Origin of the sequence: Paraburkholderia dinghuensis, from assembly GCF_003837865.1 — a bacterium.
GTDB lineage: Bacteria > Pseudomonadota > Gammaproteobacteria > Burkholderiales > Burkholderiaceae > Paraburkholderia > Paraburkholderia dinghuensis.
Genome location: NZ_RQIS01000003.1, coordinates 375,550 through 395,561 on the forward strand (window position 1 = coordinate 375,550; position 20,012 = coordinate 395,561).

Annotated in this window: 23 protein-coding genes; 12 read left to right on the forward strand and 11 right to left on the reverse strand. The window is 62.7% G+C overall.

The window, feature by feature from the left end; genetic code table 11:
- The first annotated feature begins 7 nt into the window (after nt 1–7).
- The 9 genes from D1Y85_RS06305 to D1Y85_RS06345 all read left to right on the forward strand — a co-directional run bounded on the left by D1Y85_RS06305 (nt 8) and on the right by D1Y85_RS06345 (nt 8,006).
- Nucleotides 8–1,507, forward strand: coding sequence for an NADH-quinone oxidoreductase subunit M (locus D1Y85_RS06305; RefSeq protein WP_124150169.1), 1,500 nt, complete (start codon nt 8–10; stop codon nt 1,505–1,507).
- Between the two features lie 39 nt (nt 1,508–1,546).
- The gene (nuoN, locus tag D1Y85_RS06310; protein ID WP_124150220.1) at nt 1,547–3,004 is read left to right on the forward strand and encodes an NADH-quinone oxidoreductase subunit NuoN; all 1,458 of its coding nucleotides are present in this window, start codon (nt 1,547–1,549) and stop codon (nt 3,002–3,004) included.
- Entirely contained in the window at nt 3,004–3,306 is a 303-nt protein-coding gene (locus tag D1Y85_RS06315) for a DUF2818 family protein (protein WP_124150170.1), read from the forward strand. The genes nuoN and D1Y85_RS06315 overlap by 1 nt, the downstream gene beginning before the upstream one ends.
- 94 nt (nt 3,307–3,400) lie before the next feature.
- A complete protein-coding gene (locus tag D1Y85_RS06320) occupies nt 3,401–3,994 on the forward strand; it encodes an NUDIX domain-containing protein (protein ID WP_124150171.1) in 594 nt (197 codons plus the stop codon).
- 210 nt (nt 3,995–4,204) lie between these two features.
- Nucleotides 4,205–4,639 carry a DUF1178 family protein gene (locus tag D1Y85_RS06325; RefSeq protein WP_124150172.1) on the forward strand — a complete coding sequence of 145 codons (435 nt, stop codon included), beginning with the start codon at nt 4,205–4,207 and terminating at the stop codon, nt 4,637–4,639.
- A gap of 52 nt (nt 4,640–4,691) precedes the next feature.
- Nucleotides 4,692–5,900 carry an acyl-CoA dehydrogenase family protein gene (locus D1Y85_RS06330; RefSeq protein WP_124150173.1) on the forward strand — a complete coding sequence of 403 codons (1,209 nt, stop codon included), beginning with the start codon at nt 4,692–4,694 and terminating at the stop codon, nt 5,898–5,900.
- A gap of 11 nt (nt 5,901–5,911) precedes the next feature.
- Nucleotides 5,912–7,039 (forward strand): acyl-CoA dehydrogenase family protein, encoded by a 1,128-nt coding sequence (locus tag D1Y85_RS06335; RefSeq protein WP_124150174.1) that lies wholly within the window; start codon nt 5,912–5,914, stop codon nt 7,037–7,039.
- Between the two features lie 26 nt (nt 7,040–7,065).
- On the forward strand, nt 7,066–7,539 hold the full coding sequence (locus D1Y85_RS06340) for a MaoC family dehydratase (RefSeq protein ID WP_124150175.1): 474 nt from the start codon (nt 7,066–7,068) through the stop codon (nt 7,537–7,539).
- 29 nt (nt 7,540–7,568) lie between these two features.
- Entirely contained in the window at nt 7,569–8,006 is a 438-nt protein-coding gene (locus tag D1Y85_RS06345) for a MaoC family dehydratase (RefSeq protein WP_124150221.1), read from the forward strand.
- Nucleotides 8,007–8,091: 85 nt separating this feature from the next.
- Here the strand turns inward: D1Y85_RS06345 and D1Y85_RS06350 are convergent, their stop codons facing one another.
- From D1Y85_RS06350 to D1Y85_RS06365, 4 genes are all read right to left on the reverse strand, one after another.
- The gene (locus D1Y85_RS06350) at nt 8,092–8,793 is read right to left on the reverse strand and encodes a glutathione binding-like protein (protein ID WP_124150176.1); all 702 of its coding nucleotides are present in this window, start codon (nt 8,791–8,793) and stop codon (nt 8,092–8,094) included.
- Between the two features lie 175 nt (nt 8,794–8,968).
- Nucleotides 8,969–9,697, reverse strand: coding sequence for a histidine phosphatase family protein (locus tag D1Y85_RS06355; RefSeq protein WP_124150177.1), 729 nt, complete (start codon nt 9,695–9,697; stop codon nt 8,969–8,971).
- On the reverse strand, nt 9,694–10,482 hold the full coding sequence (locus tag D1Y85_RS06360; protein WP_124150178.1) for an oxepin-CoA hydrolase, alternative type: 789 nt from the start codon (nt 10,480–10,482) through the stop codon (nt 9,694–9,696). The genes D1Y85_RS06355 and D1Y85_RS06360 overlap by 4 nt, the downstream gene beginning before the upstream one ends.
- Nucleotides 10,479–10,835, reverse strand: a complete 357-nt coding sequence (locus D1Y85_RS06365) for a 3-hydroxyacyl-CoA dehydrogenase NAD-binding domain-containing protein (protein ID WP_185218916.1) — start codon at nt 10,833–10,835, stop codon at nt 10,479–10,481. Before D1Y85_RS06365 ends, D1Y85_RS06360 begins: the two co-directional genes overlap by 4 nt.
- 106 nt (nt 10,836–10,941) lie before the next feature.
- Between D1Y85_RS06365 and D1Y85_RS06370 the strand changes: the two genes are divergently transcribed.
- Nucleotides 10,942–11,583, forward strand: coding sequence for a glutathione S-transferase family protein (locus D1Y85_RS06370; RefSeq protein WP_124150180.1), 642 nt, complete (start codon nt 10,942–10,944; stop codon nt 11,581–11,583).
- Between the two features lie 117 nt (nt 11,584–11,700).
- On the opposite strand, the gene D1Y85_RS06375 is transcribed toward D1Y85_RS06370, so the two are convergent.
- Together D1Y85_RS06375 and D1Y85_RS06380 are read right to left on the reverse strand one after the other, a co-directional pair.
- Nucleotides 11,701–12,891: a pyridoxal phosphate-dependent aminotransferase gene (locus D1Y85_RS06375; RefSeq protein ID WP_124150181.1), complete on the reverse strand. Its 1,191-nt coding sequence runs from the start codon at nt 12,889–12,891 to the stop codon at nt 11,701–11,703.
- Between the two features lie 120 nt (nt 12,892–13,011).
- On the reverse strand, nt 13,012–13,515 hold the full coding sequence (locus tag D1Y85_RS06380; RefSeq protein ID WP_124150182.1) for a putative toxin-antitoxin system toxin component, PIN family: 504 nt from the start codon (nt 13,513–13,515) through the stop codon (nt 13,012–13,014).
- Between the two features lie 57 nt (nt 13,516–13,572).
- Between D1Y85_RS06380 and yaaA the strand changes: the two genes are divergently transcribed.
- Nucleotides 13,573–14,355: a peroxide stress protein YaaA gene (gene yaaA, locus D1Y85_RS06385; RefSeq protein ID WP_124150183.1), complete on the forward strand. Its 783-nt coding sequence runs from the start codon at nt 13,573–13,575 to the stop codon at nt 14,353–14,355.
- A 14-nt stretch (nt 14,356–14,369) separates the two neighbouring features.
- Entirely contained in the window at nt 14,370–15,533 is a 1,164-nt protein-coding gene (locus D1Y85_RS06390) for a M14 family metallopeptidase (protein WP_124150184.1), read from the forward strand.
- 85 nt (nt 15,534–15,618) lie between these two features.
- On the opposite strand, the gene D1Y85_RS06395 is transcribed toward D1Y85_RS06390, so the two are convergent.
- The 5 genes from D1Y85_RS06395 to D1Y85_RS27300 form a co-directional block, all read right to left on the reverse strand.
- Complete coding sequence (locus D1Y85_RS06395; protein ID WP_124150222.1) at nt 15,619–16,260, reverse strand: BspC domain-containing protein; 642 nt, start codon at nt 16,258–16,260, stop codon at nt 15,619–15,621.
- A gap of 203 nt (nt 16,261–16,463) precedes the next feature.
- On the reverse strand, nt 16,464–17,138 hold the full coding sequence (locus tag D1Y85_RS06400) for an energy-coupling factor ABC transporter permease (RefSeq protein WP_124150185.1): 675 nt from the start codon (nt 17,136–17,138) through the stop codon (nt 16,464–16,466).
- A gap of 9 nt (nt 17,139–17,147) precedes the next feature.
- Nucleotides 17,148–18,074, reverse strand: coding sequence for a helix-turn-helix transcriptional regulator (locus D1Y85_RS06405; protein WP_124150186.1), 927 nt, complete (start codon nt 18,072–18,074; stop codon nt 17,148–17,150).
- A 195-nt stretch (nt 18,075–18,269) separates the two neighbouring features.
- Nucleotides 18,270–19,484, reverse strand: coding sequence for a DUF2863 family protein (locus D1Y85_RS06410; RefSeq protein WP_124150187.1), 1,215 nt, complete (start codon nt 19,482–19,484; stop codon nt 18,270–18,272).
- Nucleotides 19,485–19,568: 84 nt separating this feature from the next.
- Nucleotides 19,569–20,012, reverse strand: a 444-nt coding sequence (locus tag D1Y85_RS27300; protein ID WP_221410269.1) for a hypothetical protein, incomplete at its 5' end; no start/stop codon positions are given.

The window sequence follows — 20,012 nt, forward strand, 5'->3', positions numbered from 1 at the left end:
AAACTGAATGCACGCTACCCCGATTCTCAGTATTGCGATCTGGCTGCCGATCCTGTTCGGCATCCTGGTTCTGTTTGTGGGTTCCGACCGGAACCCGGGCACGGCCCGTTGGCTGGCGCTCATCGGTTCGTTGCTGGGTTTCCTCGCTACTATCCCGCTCATTTCGGGATTTGACGCGTCTACCGCCGACCTCCAGTTCGTCGAGAAGTCGGTCTGGATCGAACGTTTCAACATTGCGTATTACCTTGGCGTCGACGGCATCTCGATGTGGTTTGTCGTGCTGACCGCGCTCATTACCGTGGTCGTCGTGATCGCGGGCTGGCAGGTCATCACGAAGAACGTCGCGCAGTACATGGCCGCGTTCCTGATCCTCTCGGGGATCATGATTGGTGTGTTCTGCGCCGCGGACGGTCTGCTGTTCTACGTGTTCTTCGAAGCCACCCTGATCCCGATGTACATCATCATCGGCGTGTGGGGCGGCCCGAACCGCGTGTACGCAGCGTTCAAGTTCTTCCTCTACACGCTCGCCGGCTCGCTGCTGATGCTGGTCGCGCTGCTGTATCTGTACCGTGAGACCGGTACGTTCGATCTCGCAACGTGGCAGGCCGCGAAGATCGCCATGACGCCGCAGATCCTGCTCTTCCTGGCGTTTTTCCTGGCGTTCGCGGTGAAGGTGCCGATGTGGCCCGTCCACACGTGGTTGCCGGACGCGCACGTCGAGGCGCCCACGGGCGGCTCGGTGGTGCTGGCCGCGATCATGCTGAAGCTCGGTGCGTACGGTTTCCTGCGTTTCTCGCTGCCGGTCACGCCCGACGCCAGCCACTATCTCGCGCCGGTCGTCATCACGCTGTCGCTTATCGCGGTGATCTATATCGGTCTCGTCGCGATGGTGCAGTCGGATATGAAGAAGCTGGTCGCGTATTCGTCGATCGCTCACATGGGCTTCGTCACGCTCGGCTTCTTCATGTTCGGTGAATCGAGCCAGCTGGCGATGGAAGGCGGCATCATCCAGATGATCTCGCACGGCTTCATCTCCGGCGCGATGTTCCTTTGCATCGGCGTGCTGTATGACCGCATGCACACGCGTGATATCGCCGACTACGGCGGTGTCGTCAACACGATGCCGAAGTTCGCGGCGCTCGCGATGCTGTTCATGATGGCCAACTGCGGCCTGCCGGGCACGTCGGGTTTCGTCGGCGAATTCATGGTGATTCTGGCGGCCGTGAAGTACAACTTCTGGATCGCGTTCGGCGCAGCGTTCACGCTGATTCTTGGCGCAGCCTATACCTTGTGGATGTACAAGCGCGTGTACTTCGGCGCGATTGCGAACGACCATGTGCGTGAGCTGAAGGACATCGACTGCCGCGAGTATCTGGTGCTGGGAATACTCGCGCTGATGACCCTTTTCATGGGCGTTTATCCGAAGCCCTTTACCGACGTGATGCACGTTTCCGTGGAGAATCTCCTCACCCACGTCGCGCAGTCGAAGCTGCCGGTGTCCCCGTAACGCCGGGTTGGGGATCAAGAAATCATGACCTACACCACTATGAACTTCCTGTGGCCCGACGCGTTGCTGATGCTGGCAACCGTCGTCGCCTGGCTCAACGACATGTTCACCGGTCCGTCGGGCCGCAAGAACACCTACTACATCGCGTTGCTGTCCACGCTCGTGGCCGGCGTCTGGTTCGCGGTGAACGCGTTCGATCCGCATGTGTACTACACGTTCTCGCGCATGTACGTGATCGATCCGTTTGCGAGCGCGATGAAGGCGGTGGTGTCGCTCGGCTATGCAGTGACGATCGTCTACTCGCGCAAGTATCTGGAAGACCGCGACATGTTCCGCGGCGAGTTCTTCCTGCTCGGCATGTTCTCGCTGCTCGGCCAGATCGTCATGATCTCGGGCAACAACTTCCTCACGCTGTATCTCGGCCTCGAGTTGATGTCGCTGTCGCTCTACGCCGTGATCGCGCTGCGCCGCAACGCTACGCAGTCGAACGAAGCGGCGATGAAGTACTACGTGCTCGGCGCGCTGGCTTCGGGTTTCCTGCTGTACGGCATCTCGATGATCTACGGCGCGACCGGCTCGCTTGAACTGAACGAAGTGATCCACGCAGTTGGATCGGGCCATATCGACGATGTCGTGCTGCTGTTCGGCGTGGTCTTCATCGTGGCCGGCGTGGCGTTCAAGATGGGTGCCGTGCCGTTCCATATGTGGGTGCCTGACGTGTACCAGGGCGCGCCTACGGCCATGACGCTTCTCGTAGGCGGCGGCCCGAAGGTTGCGGCATTTGCCTGGGGCGTGCGCTTCCTCGTGATGGGTCTCCTGCCGCTCGCCGTCGACTGGCAGGAAATGCTGATCATCCTCGCGGCACTCTCGATGATCGTCGGCAACATCACCGGTATCGTCCAGCGCAACATCAAGCGGATGCTCGCGTACTCGGCCATCTCGAACATGGGCTTCGTGCTGCTGGGTCTGCTCGCCGGCATCGTGGACGGCAAGGCGACGGGCGCGGCCAGTGCGTACAGCTCGGCGATGTTCTACAGCATCGTCTATCTGATTACGACGCTCGGCTCGTTTGGCGTCGTGATGCTGCTCGCGCGCCGCGATTTCGAAGCCGAGACGCTCGACGACTTCAAGGGTCTCAACCAGCGCAGTCCGGTGTTCGCATTCGTGATGATGCTGATGATGTTCTCGCTCGCGGGCATTCCGCCGACGGTCGGCTTTTACGCGAAGCTCGCCGTGCTCGAAGCGACGATGAACGCTGGTCTCACGTGGCTTGCCGTGCTTGCCGTCATCACGTCGCTGTTCGGCGCGTTCTACTACCTGCGTGTCGTCAAGCTGATGTACTTCGATGCACCGCAGGACACCGCGCCGATCGAAAGCCACGCCGGCAACCGTGCGCTGCTCACGCTCAATGGCCTGGCCGTGCTGGTGCTCGGTATCGTTCCGGGGCCGCTGATGTCGCTCTGCCTGCAGGCCGTTTCGCATACGCTGCCGCTCTGATGTCTGCGGCGGGCTGGTTTATCGTCTTGTTGGCGCTCGTCGGCGCCAACCTGCCGTTCGTCAACCAGCGGTTGTTCGGCGTTGTGCCGCTGCGCGCGCAGAAAAAGCGCGTGTGGCTGCGGATCGCTGAACTGATCGTGCTGTATTTCGTGGTCGGCGCGTTCGGCTTCCTGCTGGAAGCGCGCGCCGGTAACCGCTTCGACCAGGGCTGGCAGTTCTACGCCATCACGTTCTGTCTGTTCGTGGTGTTAGCGTTTCCCGGCTTCACCTGGCAATATCTCGTCAAGCGCCGTTCGGCGTAACGTACTCTTCGGCATACCTGCGCGCACCACTGGCGCAGGTCTCGCCGCTTGTCCATTTCTGGCCCGTTTTCGCGCGGCATCGCAGAGGTTGAATATGGCTGCTGAACAGCACAAACACGACCCGGCACTCGCCGAAACGTGCGTGGAGAGCACGACGCTCTACGCAGGCAATTTCCTGACCCTCAAGCGTGACACTGTGGCGCTGCCGGACGGCAAGCACGCCACGCGCGAGTTCGTGGTGCATCCGGGGGCGGTGATGGTGATCCCGCTCTTCGACGATGGGCGCGTGCTCATGGAGCGCCAGTATCGCTATCCGCTTTCGCGCGTGATGACCGAATTTCCGGCCGGCAAGCTCGATCCGCAGGAAGGTGCACTCGCGTGTGCGAAGCGCGAATTGCGCGAGGAGACGGGCTACACGGCACGTGAGTATATTTTCCTGACGCAGATTCATCCGGTCATTTCATACTCGACAGAATTCATCGACATCTATCTGGCGCGCGGCCTGACGGCGGGTGCAGCCGATCTCGACGACGGTGAATTCCTCGAGACTTTCACGGCAACGCTGCCGGAACTGCTCGAACGCGTGCGCAACGGCGATATCACGGATGTGAAAACGATCATCGGGACGTTCTGGCTCGAGAAGGCGCTCTCCGGCGCCTGGCCGCTCGGTGAGGTGGAGAAGGGCTGACGCGTTGGCCGCCAGGCCATGAGCAATGAGCGACGGTGGCAGGCATTGGCGCTATCGTCGCGTGACGTTGGGTTCGAGCATCCTCAGCGATGCCGCCCGGGCGGCGCTACAATCGTGAGCCAGCCCGATTCAGGGGCGGCGGAATTTTTTAGAACGACCGTTCACAAATCCGCATTTTGCGCTACACTCGTTGCCAAGCCACGATTCCCCATGAAGGTCCTCGATTTACAGTGCCCAGACGGCCATCGGTTTGAAGGCTGGTTCGCTTCCGCTGACGACTTCGAGTCGCAGCGTTCGCGCAAGCTGGTCGAATGCCCGATGTGCGGTGCCACCGACGTGAGCCGCGTGCCGTCAGCACCCCGGCTGAATCTGTCCGGTGCGACCGAGGCGAGCGCTACACCCGCCTCGCAGCAAGCCGCACAGTGGCAGGGGCGGGCGCTGCGCGCGCTGCGCGAGGTCTTCGAGAAGACGGAGAACGTAGGCGACCGTTTCGCCGAGGAAGCGCGGCGCATGCATTACAACGAAGCGCCATCGCGCAATATTCGCGGCGTCGCTTCCGCTGCGGACGCGCAAGCCCTCGTCGAAGAAGGCATCGATGTGATGCCGCTGCCGGTTCCGGCTGCGCTGAAGGGCTCGCTGCAGTAGCCATGCGGGTCTTCGTCGCGCCGACATTGGTCGCGGCGAGGAGACACTGCGCATGGATCTCGATTATTCCCCCGCCGACGAGGCATTCCGCGCCGAAGTCCGTGACTGGCTCGAGGCTAATCTGCCTCAGACCATTCGCGAGAAGGTGCTCAATCACAAACGTCCGAACCGCGACGACTTCGCGAGCTGGCACAAGCTGCTCGGTCAGAAGGGATGGTCGGCGCCCGCCTGGCCAGTTGAGTGTGGCGGCCCGGGCTGGACCGAAGTGCAGCGCCACATCTGGGACGGAGAGTGCGGGCGCATAGGTGCGCCGATGGTGTTGCCGTTCGGCGTGTCGATGGTCGCACCCGTGCTGATGAAGTACGGTAACGAAGCGCAAAAACGCTATTACCTGCCGCGCATTCTCGCTGGCACCGACTGGTGGTGCCAGGGCTACTCCGAGCCGGGCTCGGGTTCCGATCTGGCTTCCCTGCGCACGCGCGCCGTGCGGGTCACGGACGAGTCGGGCGATCACTATGTCGTGAATGGCCAGAAGACCTGGACCACATTGGGTCAGTACGCGGACATGATGTTCTGTCTCGTGCGCACCGATCCCGCCGCGAAGAAGCAGGAGGGTATCTCGTTCCTCCTCATCGACATGAAGACGCCGGGCATCACCGTGCGTCCGATCATCACGCTCGACGAAGATCACGAAGTCAACGAGGTCTTCTTCGAGGACGTGAAGGTGCCGGTCGCAAACCTCGTCGGCGAGGAGAATCGCGGATGGACTTACGCGAAATATCTGCTTGGCCACGAACGCACAGGCATCGCTCGCGTGGGCGCGTCGAAGCGCGAACTGGAGTTCCTCAAGGGCGTCGCGCTCAAGCAGAAGAAGCACGGCAAGCCGCTGCTTCATGATCCGGTGTTCGCGGCGCGTGTAGCGTCAGTCGAAATCGAACTCATGGCGCTCGAAGTGACGGTCGCGCGCGTGATATCGAGTAGTGACAACGGCCGAGGCCCCGGCCCCGAAGCATCGATGCTCAAGATCAAGAGCACCGAAATCCAGCAGGCGCTGACCGAACTGATGGTCGATGCGATCGGCCCGCTTGCCGCGCCGTTCGATCCCGCATTCCTCGAAGGCGAGCATCAGCACGCCGCCGGCGGCGACGACGATGCGGCTCCGCTCGCCGCGTACTACTTCAACTTCCGCAAGACGTCGATTTATGGCGGATCGAACGAAATCCAGAAGAACATCATCGCGCAGATGATTCTGGGGATTTGAGGAGCGTCGCAATGGACTTCAATTTCACGGAAGAGCAACAGCAACTCGCCGACGCGCTGCGCCGCTATCTCGACAAACACTATGGCTTCGAAGCGCGCCAGGCGATTGTGAAGACGCCTGCGGGCATCTCGGCTGACCACTGGAAAGCGTTCGTCGAACTGGGCCTCACCGCGCTGCCGGTGCCTGCGGATCAAGGCGGCTTTGACGGTACGCCGTTCGACATGCTGGTCGTCATGCAGCAGTTGGGTCGGGCGCTCGTCGTCGAGCCGTACTGGGCGACGGCGGTCGGCGTCGAAGCGCTCAAGTTAGCGGACGCGTCTCAACCCGACAACGCGCGCTTGCTGGAGCGCGTGGCGTCAGGCGATGTTCGCCTCGCCGCGGCATTCCACGAACCCGATGCACGCTACGACCTGTTTTCGCTTGCCACTACGGCGACGCAAACCGGCGACGGCTTTGCGCTCACGGGTACGAAGTCGGTCGTGCAGCACGGTGCGCAGGCCGATTACTGGATCGTCCCGGCCCGACTCGCGGGCGATGTTGCGCTGTTTGTCGTTGCGCGCGACGCGACCGGCGTCGAAGTGCGCGACTATCGCACGATCGACGGCCAGCGCGCCGCGACGCTCGAGTTCAATTCCACACCTGCGCGCCGTCTGGGCGACGAATCGATCGGCGCAAAGACGTGGGAGCACATTGCCGACTACGCGACGTTCCTGCTGTGTGCGGAAGCAATCGGCGCGATTGACGCGCTGACGAGCGCAACGGTCGAATACACTAAAACACGTCAACAGTTCGGCGTGCCGATCGCGCGATTCCAGGCTCTGCAGCACCGCATGGCCGACATGCTGATCCACGCCGAGCAGGCCCGCTCGATTACGTATCTCGCCGCGGCACGTTACAGTAGCGAGTCGTCCGATGAGCGTCGGCGTGCCATTTCCGCTGCGAAAGCGCGCGTGGGCCAGGCGGCGCGTTACGTCGGCCAGCAAGCCGTGCAATTGCACGGCGGCATGGGTGTCACCAACGAACTCGCGGCGGCACATCTGTTCAAGCGTCTGTCGATTATCGAAACGACACTCGGCGATGTCGATCATCATCTGGAGCGGTTCGCCGCGATGCCGGGCTTCGCGCACACGGCAGCGTGATTGAAGCCGTATAGAGGAAAGTTACTATGGGTTTGAGTTTCGAAGATCTCGAAGTCGGCAAGGCGTATACGGTCGGCTCGCACACGTTCACACGCGAGGAGATCGTGCACTTCGCGGAACAGTTCGATCCGCAGCCGTTTCACCTGAGCGAGGCGGATGGCGAGGCGTCGATGTTCGGGGGGCTCGTCGCAAGCGGCTGGCATACGTGTTCGGTCATGATGGGCATGTTCGTGCGTCACTTCCTGCGCGATTCGACATCGATGGGGTCGCCCGGTATCGACGACATACGCTGGATCAAGCCGACGCGCGTCGGCGACACGCTCACGATGACGAACACTGTGCTCAGCAAGCGTGTGTCGGCGAGCAAGCCTGATCGTGGCATCGTCGAAACGCGTTGGGATGGGGTCAACCAGCACGGGGAAACCATTGTGACGGTGCAGTCGAAGGCGCTGTTCGGTCTGCGCCATCCTGGCGTGCGCGAACCGGGGAGCGTGTCGTGAGCGAGAGCGGCATCGTGCAGATTGCCGACATGGCTGCACTGCGTGCGCTCGCAGGCGGCGCGCCGATCGTGAGCGGCTGGACCACGGTGGGCGAACCGCAGGTGCTTGGCTTTGCAGACGCTACCGGCGACCACCAGTGGATCCACGTCGATGCGGAGCGAGCGCGCCGAGAGTCGCCGTTCGGCGGACCGATCGCTCATGGCTTTCTCACGCTTTCGCTGATTCCGGCGCTGCTCGTACAAACTGTGCAGATGCGTCAGCGCATGGGCGTCAACTACGGGCTCAACCGCGTGCGCTTTACCGCGCCAGTGCCAGTGGGATCGAAGGTCCGCGCGCGCTTTGGTGTGAAAGAGGCGGGCGAAACTGGCGACGGTGGCGTGCAGGTGATCTGGGACGTGAACATCGAGTGCGAAGGCAACGAGCGGCCCGCTTGCGTCGCGGAATTCATTACGCGGCACTATTTCTGATTTACGTTTCGCGTACCGGCGTGTAAGTGTGAGACAGACAAAAAGGCGCCCGGCTTTCGCGGCCGAGCGCCCTTTTTTCGTTTACTTAGTGTTTCGCGTACTGCGTGGCGCCGAACAGTATTTCGCGAGCTTTGTCGTCCTGAAGCGCCTGGCGCGCCGATGCCAGCACCTCGACGCCACGCTTGACAGCGGGCCTTGCCGCAATCGTCTCGTGCCATCGCTTCACGTTCGGAACGCTGTCGAGATCGATGCCCTGGTTCTGCCACGAACGCGTCCAGGGGAAGGCGGCGATGTCGGCGATGGTGTAGTCGTCGCCGGCCAGGTATTCGGTTTTCCCGAGCTGCTTGTCCATCACGTTGTAAAGACGTCTGGCCTCGTTCGTGTAGCGGTTGACGGCGTACTCGATTTTTTCGGGCGCATAGATGCGGAAGTGGTGCGCCTGGCCAAGCATGGGACCGAGTCCGCCCATCTGGAACATCACCCATTGAAGCACGTCGTAGCGCGCGGCCAGATCCTCGGGCATGAACTTGCCGGTTTTCGCCGCCAGATAAATCAGAATCGCACCGGATTCGAATAGCGAGAATGGCTCGCCGTCGGCGCGACGCGGGCCTTCGGAATCGACGATGGCTGGAATCTTGTTGTTCGGACTGATGGCGAGGAACTCGGGCGTGAACTGGTCGCCCGCACCGATGTTGACTGGATGGACTCGGTACTCAAGGCCGGTCTCCTCAAGCATGATGTGGACTTTGTGACCGTTCGGGGTGGCCCAACTGTAGACATCGATCATCGTGATTTCTCGCATGGTGGACGGATGACGCCGCGGGTCTGCCGCAGCGTCTCTGGTGGCGAAAAAGTGCTAAAGCACTAAGTCCGGTCGACCGCTTTGCGTGGGACGGGAGTAAGCACTAAAGCGCTAACTCCGGTCGACCGCTTTGCGTGGGACGGGAGTAAGCACTAAAGCGCTAACTCCCGTCGACATCTGGGCGGTAGCGCAGAAATTGCGCGTACAACATTTCCATAGTCGTGTTGCGAACGTCGCGATGCAGCGGCGAGGGCGGCGAATAGTTGAGCGTGCGTAAGACCCAGTCGCCGTTCGCCGCGCCGACGTCAAGCGCGTTGATGCAGCCGGTCGCTTGCGCCAGATGCCCGAAGAACGTGCGAGCCCCCGCCGTGATCGCGTGCGAAAGGATCGCGCGGTTTACCCCGCCGTGCAGCACGAGCAGTACGGTGTCCCACGACGGATCGGCACGCAGCGCGGCGAGCGCGGGCAGCACACGGTCGAGCAGTTCGCCGATCGTTTCGCCGCCGAGGAATCGCACGTCCTCGGCAACGATGCCGTCGAACGCACGCAGGAACGCGCTCTCCAGTTCATCGGGCGGGATCGTTGCGAGACGTCCGCCGCGAATCTCTTGCCAGGCAGGCTCGATGTCGAGGTCGATATGCTGCCCAGTCTCGGCCAGCACGAGCTGTGCGGTTTCCACCGTTCGGCGCAGTCCGCTCACGATCACGCGATCGAAATGCGCCGCCTGCGATGCAAACGCGCGACCGGCCGCAATTGCCTGCGCACGGCCGTCTTTGTTGAGCGGCACCGTGTCGGGGTCGATGGCGCGGCCCGAGTCGTCGAAGTAGGTGACGTCACCGTGGCGCATCAGGAAGATGCGCCGGCGCCTCGGCATCCGGAATTCGCTCATTTGTAGACCGGTGCGCGCTTTTCGAGGAAGGCTGTGATGCCCTCGAGGCCGTCGCGATGATGCAGCGAGGCGACGAAACTCTCGCGTTCGGAGACGAGGTGATCGGTGAGCGGTTGCGCATGGGCGACGTTGACGAGGCCTTTGATCCGCGCGGCCGAGTTGGGCGAAATGTTGGCGAGATCGTCGGCCCAGGCGAGCGCGGCGTCGAGCGCCGTCTGCGGTTTGACGAGGCGGTTCACGACGCCGAGTGCGGCGAGACGCGCGGCACCGATCGGTTTGCCTTCGAGCATCACTTCGGTAGCGAGCGCCCTCGGCAGCGCGTGCGCAAGGAACCACGAACCGCCGCCATCGGGCGTGAGGCCCACGCGCGAGTACGACATGACGAATTTTGCGTCCTCGGCGGCGACGATCAGGTCGGCGGCGAGCGCGAGTGAGAAGCCCGCGCCGGCGGCGGCGCCTTCGACGGCTGCGATTACGGGCTTGCTCGACTGCCGCATCGCTGTGATCCACTCGGCGAGCATATCGATGCTGGCGGCCTGCACGGATGGATCTTTCGCACGGTTCTCCAGCAGGCGGTTCAGGTTTCCGCCCGCGCAGAAGAAGTTGTCGGCGCCGGTCAGCACAATTGCGCGCAGCGATGCGTCGCGCTCGGCGGCGTCGAGCGCTTCGATGGCGGCGGCATACATGTCGGGATGAAGTGCGTTGCGCGCACCGGGGTTCGACAGCGTCAGGACGAGTGTCGATTCATGGCCTTGCGGCCGGCTGCTGAGAAGTTCTGCGCTCATGCGCGGGCCTCGTTCGGTTCGTTGAAGTTGGTGGCATCCGGCTGGGTCAGCGAGAGGCCGATATGCGTGCGGCGAGTGAGCCACGGTGACGGTCGACGGCGCGTGCGGTCAGTCGCTTGCACGCCGTCGGCACGCGCCGGCACGGTCTGTGAGGCTCCATCGTCGATGCGGTTTTCGTCGCGCCTCGTGAAGGCGTCAGCGAGATGATTTCGCGCGGCAGCCGGGGCTTGTGCTTTTGCATCATACTGCCGCGTCGCAATGCCCGCCTGCGTGACGATCCGGGCGATACCGCAGCCCATCGCGCCAGCTCCGACGATGCCGGTTGTCTCAATGTTGCAATGATGGGTGGTCATGGGAAGCATTGCTGCATGATAATCCGGGAATGGCACGGTCGTACATTTACAGGAGGCCGGCCGGCGACGCCGTTTGGAGCGTCGCCGTTTCCAGGGAGAAACAAGGATGATCAAGCTGCACGGTATCGCGCTCTCGAACTATTTCAACAAGGTCAAATTCGTGCTGCTCGAGTACGGTATCGCCTTCGAGGAAGTGATCAACAAGCTGCCGCTCGATGAGGCGCTGCTCGCGCACTCGCCCGCAGGCAAGGTGCCGTTCATCGAAACCGAAAACGGCTTTCTGTGCGAGTCGGAAGTGATCGTCGAGTATCTGAACGCGCGCTATCCCGAATGTGGCATTTTCGCCGCCGATCCGTGGCAGGCCGCGAAGGAGCGCGAACTGATCGCGTTTGTCGAAACGCATCTGGAACTCGAGGCCCGGGAACTCTATGGCGAGGCCTTCTTCGGCGGCAAGGTGAGCGACGAAGTGAAGGCGACGGCAGAGAAGCGCTTGCGCCGCTATCTCGCGAGCTTCAAGCGGATCGCGAAGTTCGCGCCCTATGTGGCGGGCGAGCGGTTTGGCATTGCGGACGCGGCGGTGTACGCGAACCTCCCGCTCGTCGCGATGGCGACACAGCGCATCTATGGCGCGGATTTCGTGGCCGAGGCGGGCATCGACTGGAAGTCGTATGGGAAGCTGATCGGCGAGCGTCCCTCCGCTCAGCGTGTGAATGCCGATCGCAAGGCGTATATCGAGGCCAACTCGTAAGCAATTCCCGGTTGGTTGCGTTCGCAACGGGCATGGCGGCCGCGTGAAAGCAACACCACCGCCTGGCGCGATGATCGGGAACGCCCTGACCCTCGCGGATTCATCGCGCGCACGCGGTCAGAGTTTTGCGAGTCGCATCAGCGCCGTTGCGAGCGTGCTTTCCTGCTTCGCAAAGCAAAAGCGCACGACACCCGATTCGTGCGGCTCGTGATAAAACGCCGAGACCGGGATGGCTGCCACACCGATCTCGGTGGTGAGCCACTTCGAGAACTCGGCTTCAGGCATGTCGCTGATCGCCGAGTAATCGACACACTGGAAGTACGTGCCTTCGCACGCAAGCACTTTGAATCGCGTGTTCGCGAGACCTGCGCGGAAGAAGTCGCGCTTCTTCTGATAGAACGCCGGCAGATCCAGATACGGCCTCGGGTCGCGCAGATACTGCGCGAGACCGAACTGCATCGGCGTGTTCACGGTAAAGACGTTGAACTGGTGGACCTTGCGGAATTCGGCCGTGAGCGGCGCGGGCGCGGCGACATAGCCCACCTTCCAGCCCGTTACGTGATAGGTCTTGCCGAAGCTCGACACGATGAAGCTGCGTGCGGCGAGTTCCGGATAGCGCGCGACGCTTTCGTGCGGCGCGCCGTCGTAGACCATGTGCTCGTAGACCTCGTCGGACAGGATCAGCACGTTGGTGCCGCGCACGATCGCTTCGAGCTTGCGCATGTCGTCGTCGCGCCAGACCGTACCCGTCGGGTTGTGCGGCGTGTTGATGAGGATGAGGCGCGTCTTCGGCGTGATCGCGGCCGCGAGGCGGTCGAACGGGATCGCGTATTCGGGTGCTTCCAGTGTGACGAAGACGGGCTTGCCGCCTGCTAGTTCGATTGACGGCAGATAGCTGTCATAGGTCGGCTCGACGACGATCACTTCGTCGCCCGGATGCACCGCGCACAGAATCGCGGTCAGGATCGCCTGGGTCGCGCCTGCTGTGACCGTGATCTCCGTGTTCGCGTCGTAGCGGCGGCCGTAGACGTGCGCGATCTTGTCGGCGATCGCCTCGCGCAGCGCGAGGACGCCCGCCATCGGCGGATACTGGTTGTGGCCCTCGCGCATGGCGTGGGCGACCGCATCGACGATCCGCGCGTCGCAGTCGAAGTCGGGGAAGCCCTGGCCCAGATTCACTGCACCCTTTTCGGCCGCGAGCGCGCTCATCACGGTGAAGATCGTCGTGCCGACGTCCGGCAGTCGCGAAGGAAATGAGGGCGTGAGTAGCGTGGACGGCGATTCGTGCGACGGATGCGTTGCGTTCATGGCGCGGACGGGCGGTGGACGTTGGGCGTTGATTCGGGAAAGCCTGATTGTAGGCAAATCCGCGCGTTCAGGCGCGCCTTGCGGCGTTGGTGCGGCGCGAGGGCTGCGCGCGAGGCCGCGTCAGGCCGGGGCGGATTGCGTGGCGGCGAGCCCGGCAACGACGACGAACGCATCGGGTGTCGCGATACGAAAGCCAAAGTCGCGCGCCACGCGTTTCGCGAGCTTGAGCACGGCGCGGTCCTTCGAGATGAGCCACGCCGCGCCGCTTGCGCGAGCGAGTTCGAGGAATTTCTGGTCGTCGCGGTCGCGGCATTGCGGAAGGGCGCGCGCGCCCTCGGGCAGGGCGGGTGGAACGATTTCCTCCGCGAGACGCGACACCGTGGCGAGTGCAACGGTTTTATCGACGCCGCGTTCGACGAGATGCGGATAGTCCAGCACGTACGTCAGTTCGGCGAGACACCGGGCGTCGATCAACGCGTGCAGCGCGCCGCGTTCGAGCGCGGCGCGAATCGGGCGCGTGTGCGGATCGTCGAACACGAGGATATCGAGCCACACGTTCGAATCGAGCACCACGGGTAATGCCGTAACGGCGGGCGGGGGTGGAAAACCGGTCATTCGTGACATTCGCTACAATCGGGCTTTCGCCTTTGAACATCGGCACTTTCGTGCCTGCAAGCCTCTATGATAATCGTTCTGTCGCCGGCCAAATCGCTCGACTATGAGACACCGGCGCACGTCGAAACCCACACGATCCCCGATTTCGTCGATGACGCAGCCGAACTGATCGACGGTCTGCGTCGTCTGTCGCCGCAGCAGATTGGTACGCTCATGAGCATCTCCGATCCGCTTGCGCGGCTGAATTTCCAGCGTTACGCCGACTGGTCGACGGAGTTCAGCCAATCCAACGCGAAGCAGGCCGTGCTTGCGTTCAACGGCGACGTCTATGAAGGCTTCGACGCCAGATCGCTCGATGTCGCCGATCTCGACTACGCACAGCAACACGTGCGCGTGCTCTCAGGTCTCTACGGCGTGCTCCGTCCGCTCGACCTGCTGCAGCCGTATCGCCTCGAAATGGGTACGCGCCTCGAAAATGCGCGTGGCAAGGATCTCTATGCGTTCTGGGGCGAGCGCATCACGCACGCGCTCAACGCGCAGCTCGAGCGTAACGACAAGGGAGCGCGCGTGATCGTGAACTGCGCGTCCACCGAGTATTTCAAGGCAGTCAAACCGAAGAAGCTCGCGGCGCCCGTGATCACGCCGGTCTTCGAAGACTGGAAGGGCGGCCGGTACAAGATCATCAGCTTTCACGCGAAGCGGGCGCGCGGCCTGATGGCACGTTATGCCGTTGAGCATCGCATCGCCGAGCCAGAGGCGCTCAAGGGTTTCGACGCCGAGGGCTATGCATTCGATGCCGACGCATCGAACGATTCAACTTACGTATTTCGCCGGCGCATTGCCGAATGAGCGAGGAAACAGCCATGACGCTTTCCATTACCAGCCAGTTCGACGCGGGCGCGATCGAAGTTCTCTCGTGCGAGCGCGCCGACGACATCCACCTGCGCGTTCGTGCCGACAATCAGTCTGAATTCGCGCAATGGTTCTACTTCCGGCTCTCGGGTGCGCGCGGCGAGCGTTGCGTGATGACGTTCGAAAATGCTGCGGCGTGCGCCTTTCCAGAAGGCTGGCGCGACTATCAAGCCGCTGCGAGCTACGACCGCGTGAACTGGTTCCGCGTGCCGACTTCTTACGACGGCCAGAAGCTCACGATCGACCACACGCCCGATTTCGACTGCGTCTACTACGCCTATTTCGAGCCGTATAGCGAAGAGCGGCACTCGGAGTTCCTTGGCGCGTTGCAGCAACTGCCGCACGCGACGCTCACCGAACTTGGCCAGACCGTCGAGGGCCGGCCGATGTCGCTGCTCACGCTCGGCACGGCGGGTGACACGACGCCGGAGGGGAAGCCCAAGAAGACGGTCTGGATCATCGCGCGTCAGCATCCCGGCGAGACGATGGCGGAATGGTTCGTCGAAGGGCTCGTGAAGCGTCTCGCCGGCTGGGGCGACTGGGCGGGGGACCCTGTTGCACGCAAGCTTTACGACCGCGCGGTGTTTCACATCGTCCCCAATATGAATCCGGACGGCAGCGTGCACGGCAATCTGCGCACCAATGCCGCAGGGGCGAATCTGAACCGCGAATGGATGGAGCCTGACGCAGAGCGCAGCCCGGAAGTGCTGTTGGTGCGCGAGGCGATCGAAGCAACGGGCGTCGATCTCTTCTTCGACATCCACGGCGACGAGGCGCTGCCTTATGTGTTCGTCGCGGGTTCGGAAATGCTGCCGGGCTTTACCGCGCAGCAGGGTGTCGAACAAAAGGCGTTCATTGACGCGTTCAGGATTGCGAGCCCGGACTTCCAGAACCAGCATGGCTACGAAGCGAGTCGATATCGCGAGGATGCGCTCAAGCTCGCGTCGAAGTACATCGGGCACACGTATGGGTGCCTCTCGCTGACGCTGGAAATGCCGTTCAAGGACAACGCCAACTTGCCGGACGAGCGCGTCGGGTGGAACGGCGAGCGCAGCGCCGCGCTCGGCGCCGCGATGCTGCAGGCGATCCTGCATCACGTCGAGACGTTCGCGTAACGTCATACGCGCGCAGAAAAAAGGGAAGCGGTTGGTATCGCTTCCCTTTTTTATTGCCCGGCGTTCTGATGCGATTATTGCGCCGTCACGTTTGTTTCTTCTTCGACGTCGTTTGCTTCGTGCTGGCTTTGGCGTGGGTGCTCGGCGCCGCGGACTTGTGGCCTGGTTTGGCCGAGGTGGCCTTTGTCGCGTGCTTGCTGGTCGACTTGTTCGATGAATGTTTGCCCTTGCCTTTGCCGTGTGTCTTGCCGTGCGCGTTGCCACGAGCCTTCGAGGGCGGTACGGGGTCGTTCCAGCTGAACGCGAGCATCTGTTTGCCGACGTAGCCGCAGCGGAATTTCAGATCGTACGGCGCCTCATTGCTGCTCTGCGGAATGCCGAAACCCTCAACGGTTACTATCGTGTCGACCTTGACGCGCTGCTTGCCTTCGTCGAATGAGTCGTTCCACGGCGTCACGGTGGCGTGCGCGCTGTCGAAGGAACGCGGTGGAAACTCCACGTGATCGAGCACCGTTGATGTGCTGGCGATGAAATTGCCGTGCGCGGCGCAGTCGGCGACCAGCGGATCGGCGTGCATCTGGGTGACGAAGGTGTTGACGAGATCGTTGTGCTGTTCGAGCTGATCAGCCCGTACTGGTTGCACGATCGCGAATACGAGGCTCGCGGCACACGCAGCGAGCCGGCCGGCTGTCAGTAGCAACCGGTGAGATACGGAATTGCGGTCCATCTGATCAGTGTAGGAGCGGGGTATGACGTCTGGCACGGTAAGAGCCTGCGACGCGTCGGAGAGTTCAATCCTGAAGCAACAATTATTACCGCGGTATCGCCGGATTGGTGGTAAGACGCGCGTTTGCACCGCTGCGGCGCAAGGTCGCGCGGGCGATGAGGCAGCCGTATTTTAACGCGGGGAAAGCGTGACAGAAGCGGCCTTCAGGTGCGTGGACCACCCAGTCGATAGCGGCGCACGTCGTAGGTGGTGACCCATGCCGGTCGGTAGACGGCGATCAGTGCGGTTGCCATGCCGGTAAACCATGCTTCGCCGGACGCCAGCAGAAATACACTGAATGCATAGCCTGCCGGCACGGCAAGCATCGAGCCCCCAGTTAGCGCGACGTGCGTGCCGAGCGCGAGGAAAGCCGCGGCCGATACGGCAATGGCGGGCGACAGGAATCCCTGGCCGACGATGAACATGAAGAGGTTGCGTGGCAGCCAGGCAGTACACGCCCGCTGCAACAGGGCCGAGATGGCGACCGGGACGGCGCCGAACACGAGGAAGGTGAGCGCGACGCCGTCCCAGGGAGCGTCAAAGACGAGCGCCGCGAGCGCGACGACCACGGCCATCGCGACTAGCGCGAGGCCCCAGTCGAAGAGTGTCACCAAGAGGGTGGCGCCGAGCAGGTGCAGCACGGTGCCATCTTCGAGCCACGCGTTGCTCGCCCACAGCACGGACACGGCCACGATTATCGCAAGCCATACGTGCTGGAGCGTCGCGTCCTGAAGCCGCTTGAATGGGTTGTTCCATAACGCGAACGCGAGCAGCCCGAGGGCGGCAATCCACCCACCGACGACGGCCCACAGCGGAAGCGGCGTATATAGGAACCCCATGACGTCATATTACTCGTTGGACGACAAAACGTGTGGCTGTGCTGGTGCTGGCGGCGTGTCGTCGGCATCCGCGGTTCCGGCGACTTCTTCGGCGCACTGCGTGAGACCGGCCGTGCCCCACGGGCAGTCAGGCTCCGCGGCCATTGGCAGCGGCTCGGGGGTGTCGCCTGCCAGCAACGGATGACCGAGCGATTGCGGCTCACACGGCCGCAATGCCACCGACCCGTGTTGCCCGTGCACTGGCTTGGCCGCCCGCTCGGCCTGAGCGCGCAGCACCTCCAGCTGGTTGGACAGGAGGCCGTTGTAGATTGCGACGGCCGCGGCGCGATTTGGCGCGCCGAGCTGCTGGAAGATGCTCGTCAGGTGGATCTTGACGGTTCCTTCGCTGATGCCGAGTGCGCGGGCGATCATCTTGTTCGTATTGCCCATGTGGACGCACCGCAGGATTTGCTCCTGACGGGGCGACAGGCGCACGATGGGCCGCCGTTTGCGCGCCGCCGTGTCGCTTTTATCCTGGCGCTTCTGCGCCACCGGTGAGGGCCAGGGCTCACGAAGGACGTCGGCGGGCAGGTGATCGCCACCGAGCAGGACGAGTTCGAGCAGCTTGACGATGAGGATCGAGTCGGTGGTGCGCCGGATGATGCCGCGCGCACCTTCGTCCAGCAGCGTCTGGACGGCCGACGGCGGCTCTGTGCTGTCCACGAGCACCGCGATGGGCAGCGCGCGGTGGCGGTTCGCGAAATTCCGGAGTTCGCCGGCGCGGATACCGTGATGCCAGTCGACCACGAACAGATTTGGCGTGAAGCGTTGCATTGCGCGCTCGGCGCTTCGCCAGTCGGGCGCATCGTTGAAGCGTGCGCGACGGTCGATTTGCCTGAGCAGCGCCTTAAGCCCTTCTCGCCGTTCGGCGTCCGGATTGAATACTGCGAACCTCATGGACATGCCCTCCAGTTTTGACGACCTCTCGAATATACGTACGTGGCGCATGTGTCGCACACGCCACGGGATGGGACCAACTGCACCATGATGACAAAAAGCTTGCGCCGTGGCGGCCTGTCCAGAAGGTATAGGACGTACGGCAAAAAAAAGTCCCGCGCGAAGGCGGGACTGCGTAGGAATGTGACGCGTGGGTCAGTGGAAGTGTGGCTGAACGGGCTCGGCATCTTCCGGCATCTCGGCGTGGACGATCTCGCCGAGCGGGTCCGCATAGAGCGGTACGCCGCAGTCATCGCAATATTCCGGCTCGAAGCGGCCAGCATGACGGCGAATGTCAGTGACTCCCGATTCCTTGAGCAGCGCAACGATCTCCTCGAGTGGACCGTTGCTGGTGCTTTCCTCGGCCGGCTCTTCATCGATGTCGGTGTCGCCGTTCTCGCGGCCGTACAGCGGCCAGACGACGCCGTAGAGGACATCGTTGTTCCCACGCCGCGTGAAACCGATACGGTATTCGTCGATGCGCCGTTCTCCGAAGCCTGCGACGACGGCTCGCAGGTCCTGCGCGGCCGCGCCGATCGTGTCGAGCAGATATCGGACAGCGGTGCGGATCGTGTGAGGGCGCACGCGCTCGTCTGCATCCCGACAGGCCGAGTAGTACGCATCGGGCAGCAGGCACTCGAACTCGCAGCCAGGCATCACGACGGCGAGATTGGCGCCGCCCTGCGTTGCCCACTGCTCGAGGCATTGGCCGCGTTCGATGCGGGAGCCGTGCTCTTCCTCTTGCCAGCGAAAGAGCGGCGCACCGACGGGCGCGGCGACGACTGCGAGCAGAAAGCGAGGATCAGCGAGGATCGGCGAGGTCTCGGGCAACTCACCTGAGCTGACCTTCGCGGTGGCGCCGCTTAACGCGGCCTGCGCGAGTTGCTGGGAGAGACGCCAGGTTTCGACATGATGTCGCGGCAGCTGGTCAATGCTGTAGAGATAGGGCGCCATCGCGACGCGGGTGCCGTTCGCGAGCACGTGGGCTTGCAGGTGCGTGCGCAAGGCGTCGGCATTGTCGGCCTTCAACGGACCCGAGGGAATGACATAGCGCGTCCAGGCTAGCACCGGTACGGCGACGAGCAGTGCTTCGTATTGTGTACCGTCGTGCTCGACGACGAACGATTCGCTGTGGGTTTCGGCCATGTCGGCCAAAGCGCCATATGCGTCCGGGTGGTTCTGCTGCAGGTGATCGAGCGCGGCGTCAAGCGTGGTTTGATTGCCGTTGCGCACGACCTTCGCGAGCAGCGTGTCGAGCTTGGCCTCCCAGAAGCGGTCTTCGGTGCGGCTGCCCGAGGCGAACAGGGCAAGCGAGAGGCCGACGAGTTTGTCGGCGTCTGGGGGAAGGCGTTTGGCGATTCGCGAGCGCATAAATCTGTATGTTGGGATGCAGAGAACCCCATATTCTAGTCTGTTCCGTGCGCGCCATCGGATTGCGCTACGGGGACACCAGGGCTATGCGACGTGCGGTGCGGCTTCGCGAGGTCGGCGGGCGGACGTTGGGCCATCATCCGGATGGACAGGCGTAACAGCCAAGGCCAAGTCGGTCCTGTATTTCCGACTGCTAAAAAACCGCTTGCAAGAACGCGCGGTGGTCACTAGAATGCCGGTCTTTCGCGCTTTCCATGAGAGCGCGGGGAGGCGGGAAGCCCCAAGGGGCGTGAGTGCGCGGGCGGCGGTGGTAGTGCCGGACAGGTTAAGCGAAGTAAAAAACCTGTTGACAGAAAGCCCGGCAGTCTTCATAATCTCGTTTCTCTGCTGCTGACGCAGCGACGCAGGAAACGCCGGGTAGTAAGTGGTTGGACGGCGGGCCTGCGATGCGATCTTTAAAAATTTACAGCCGATAAGTGTGGGCGCTTGATGCGGTGACGCGGCCTGACCTTGCTCTTCGGGGCGAAG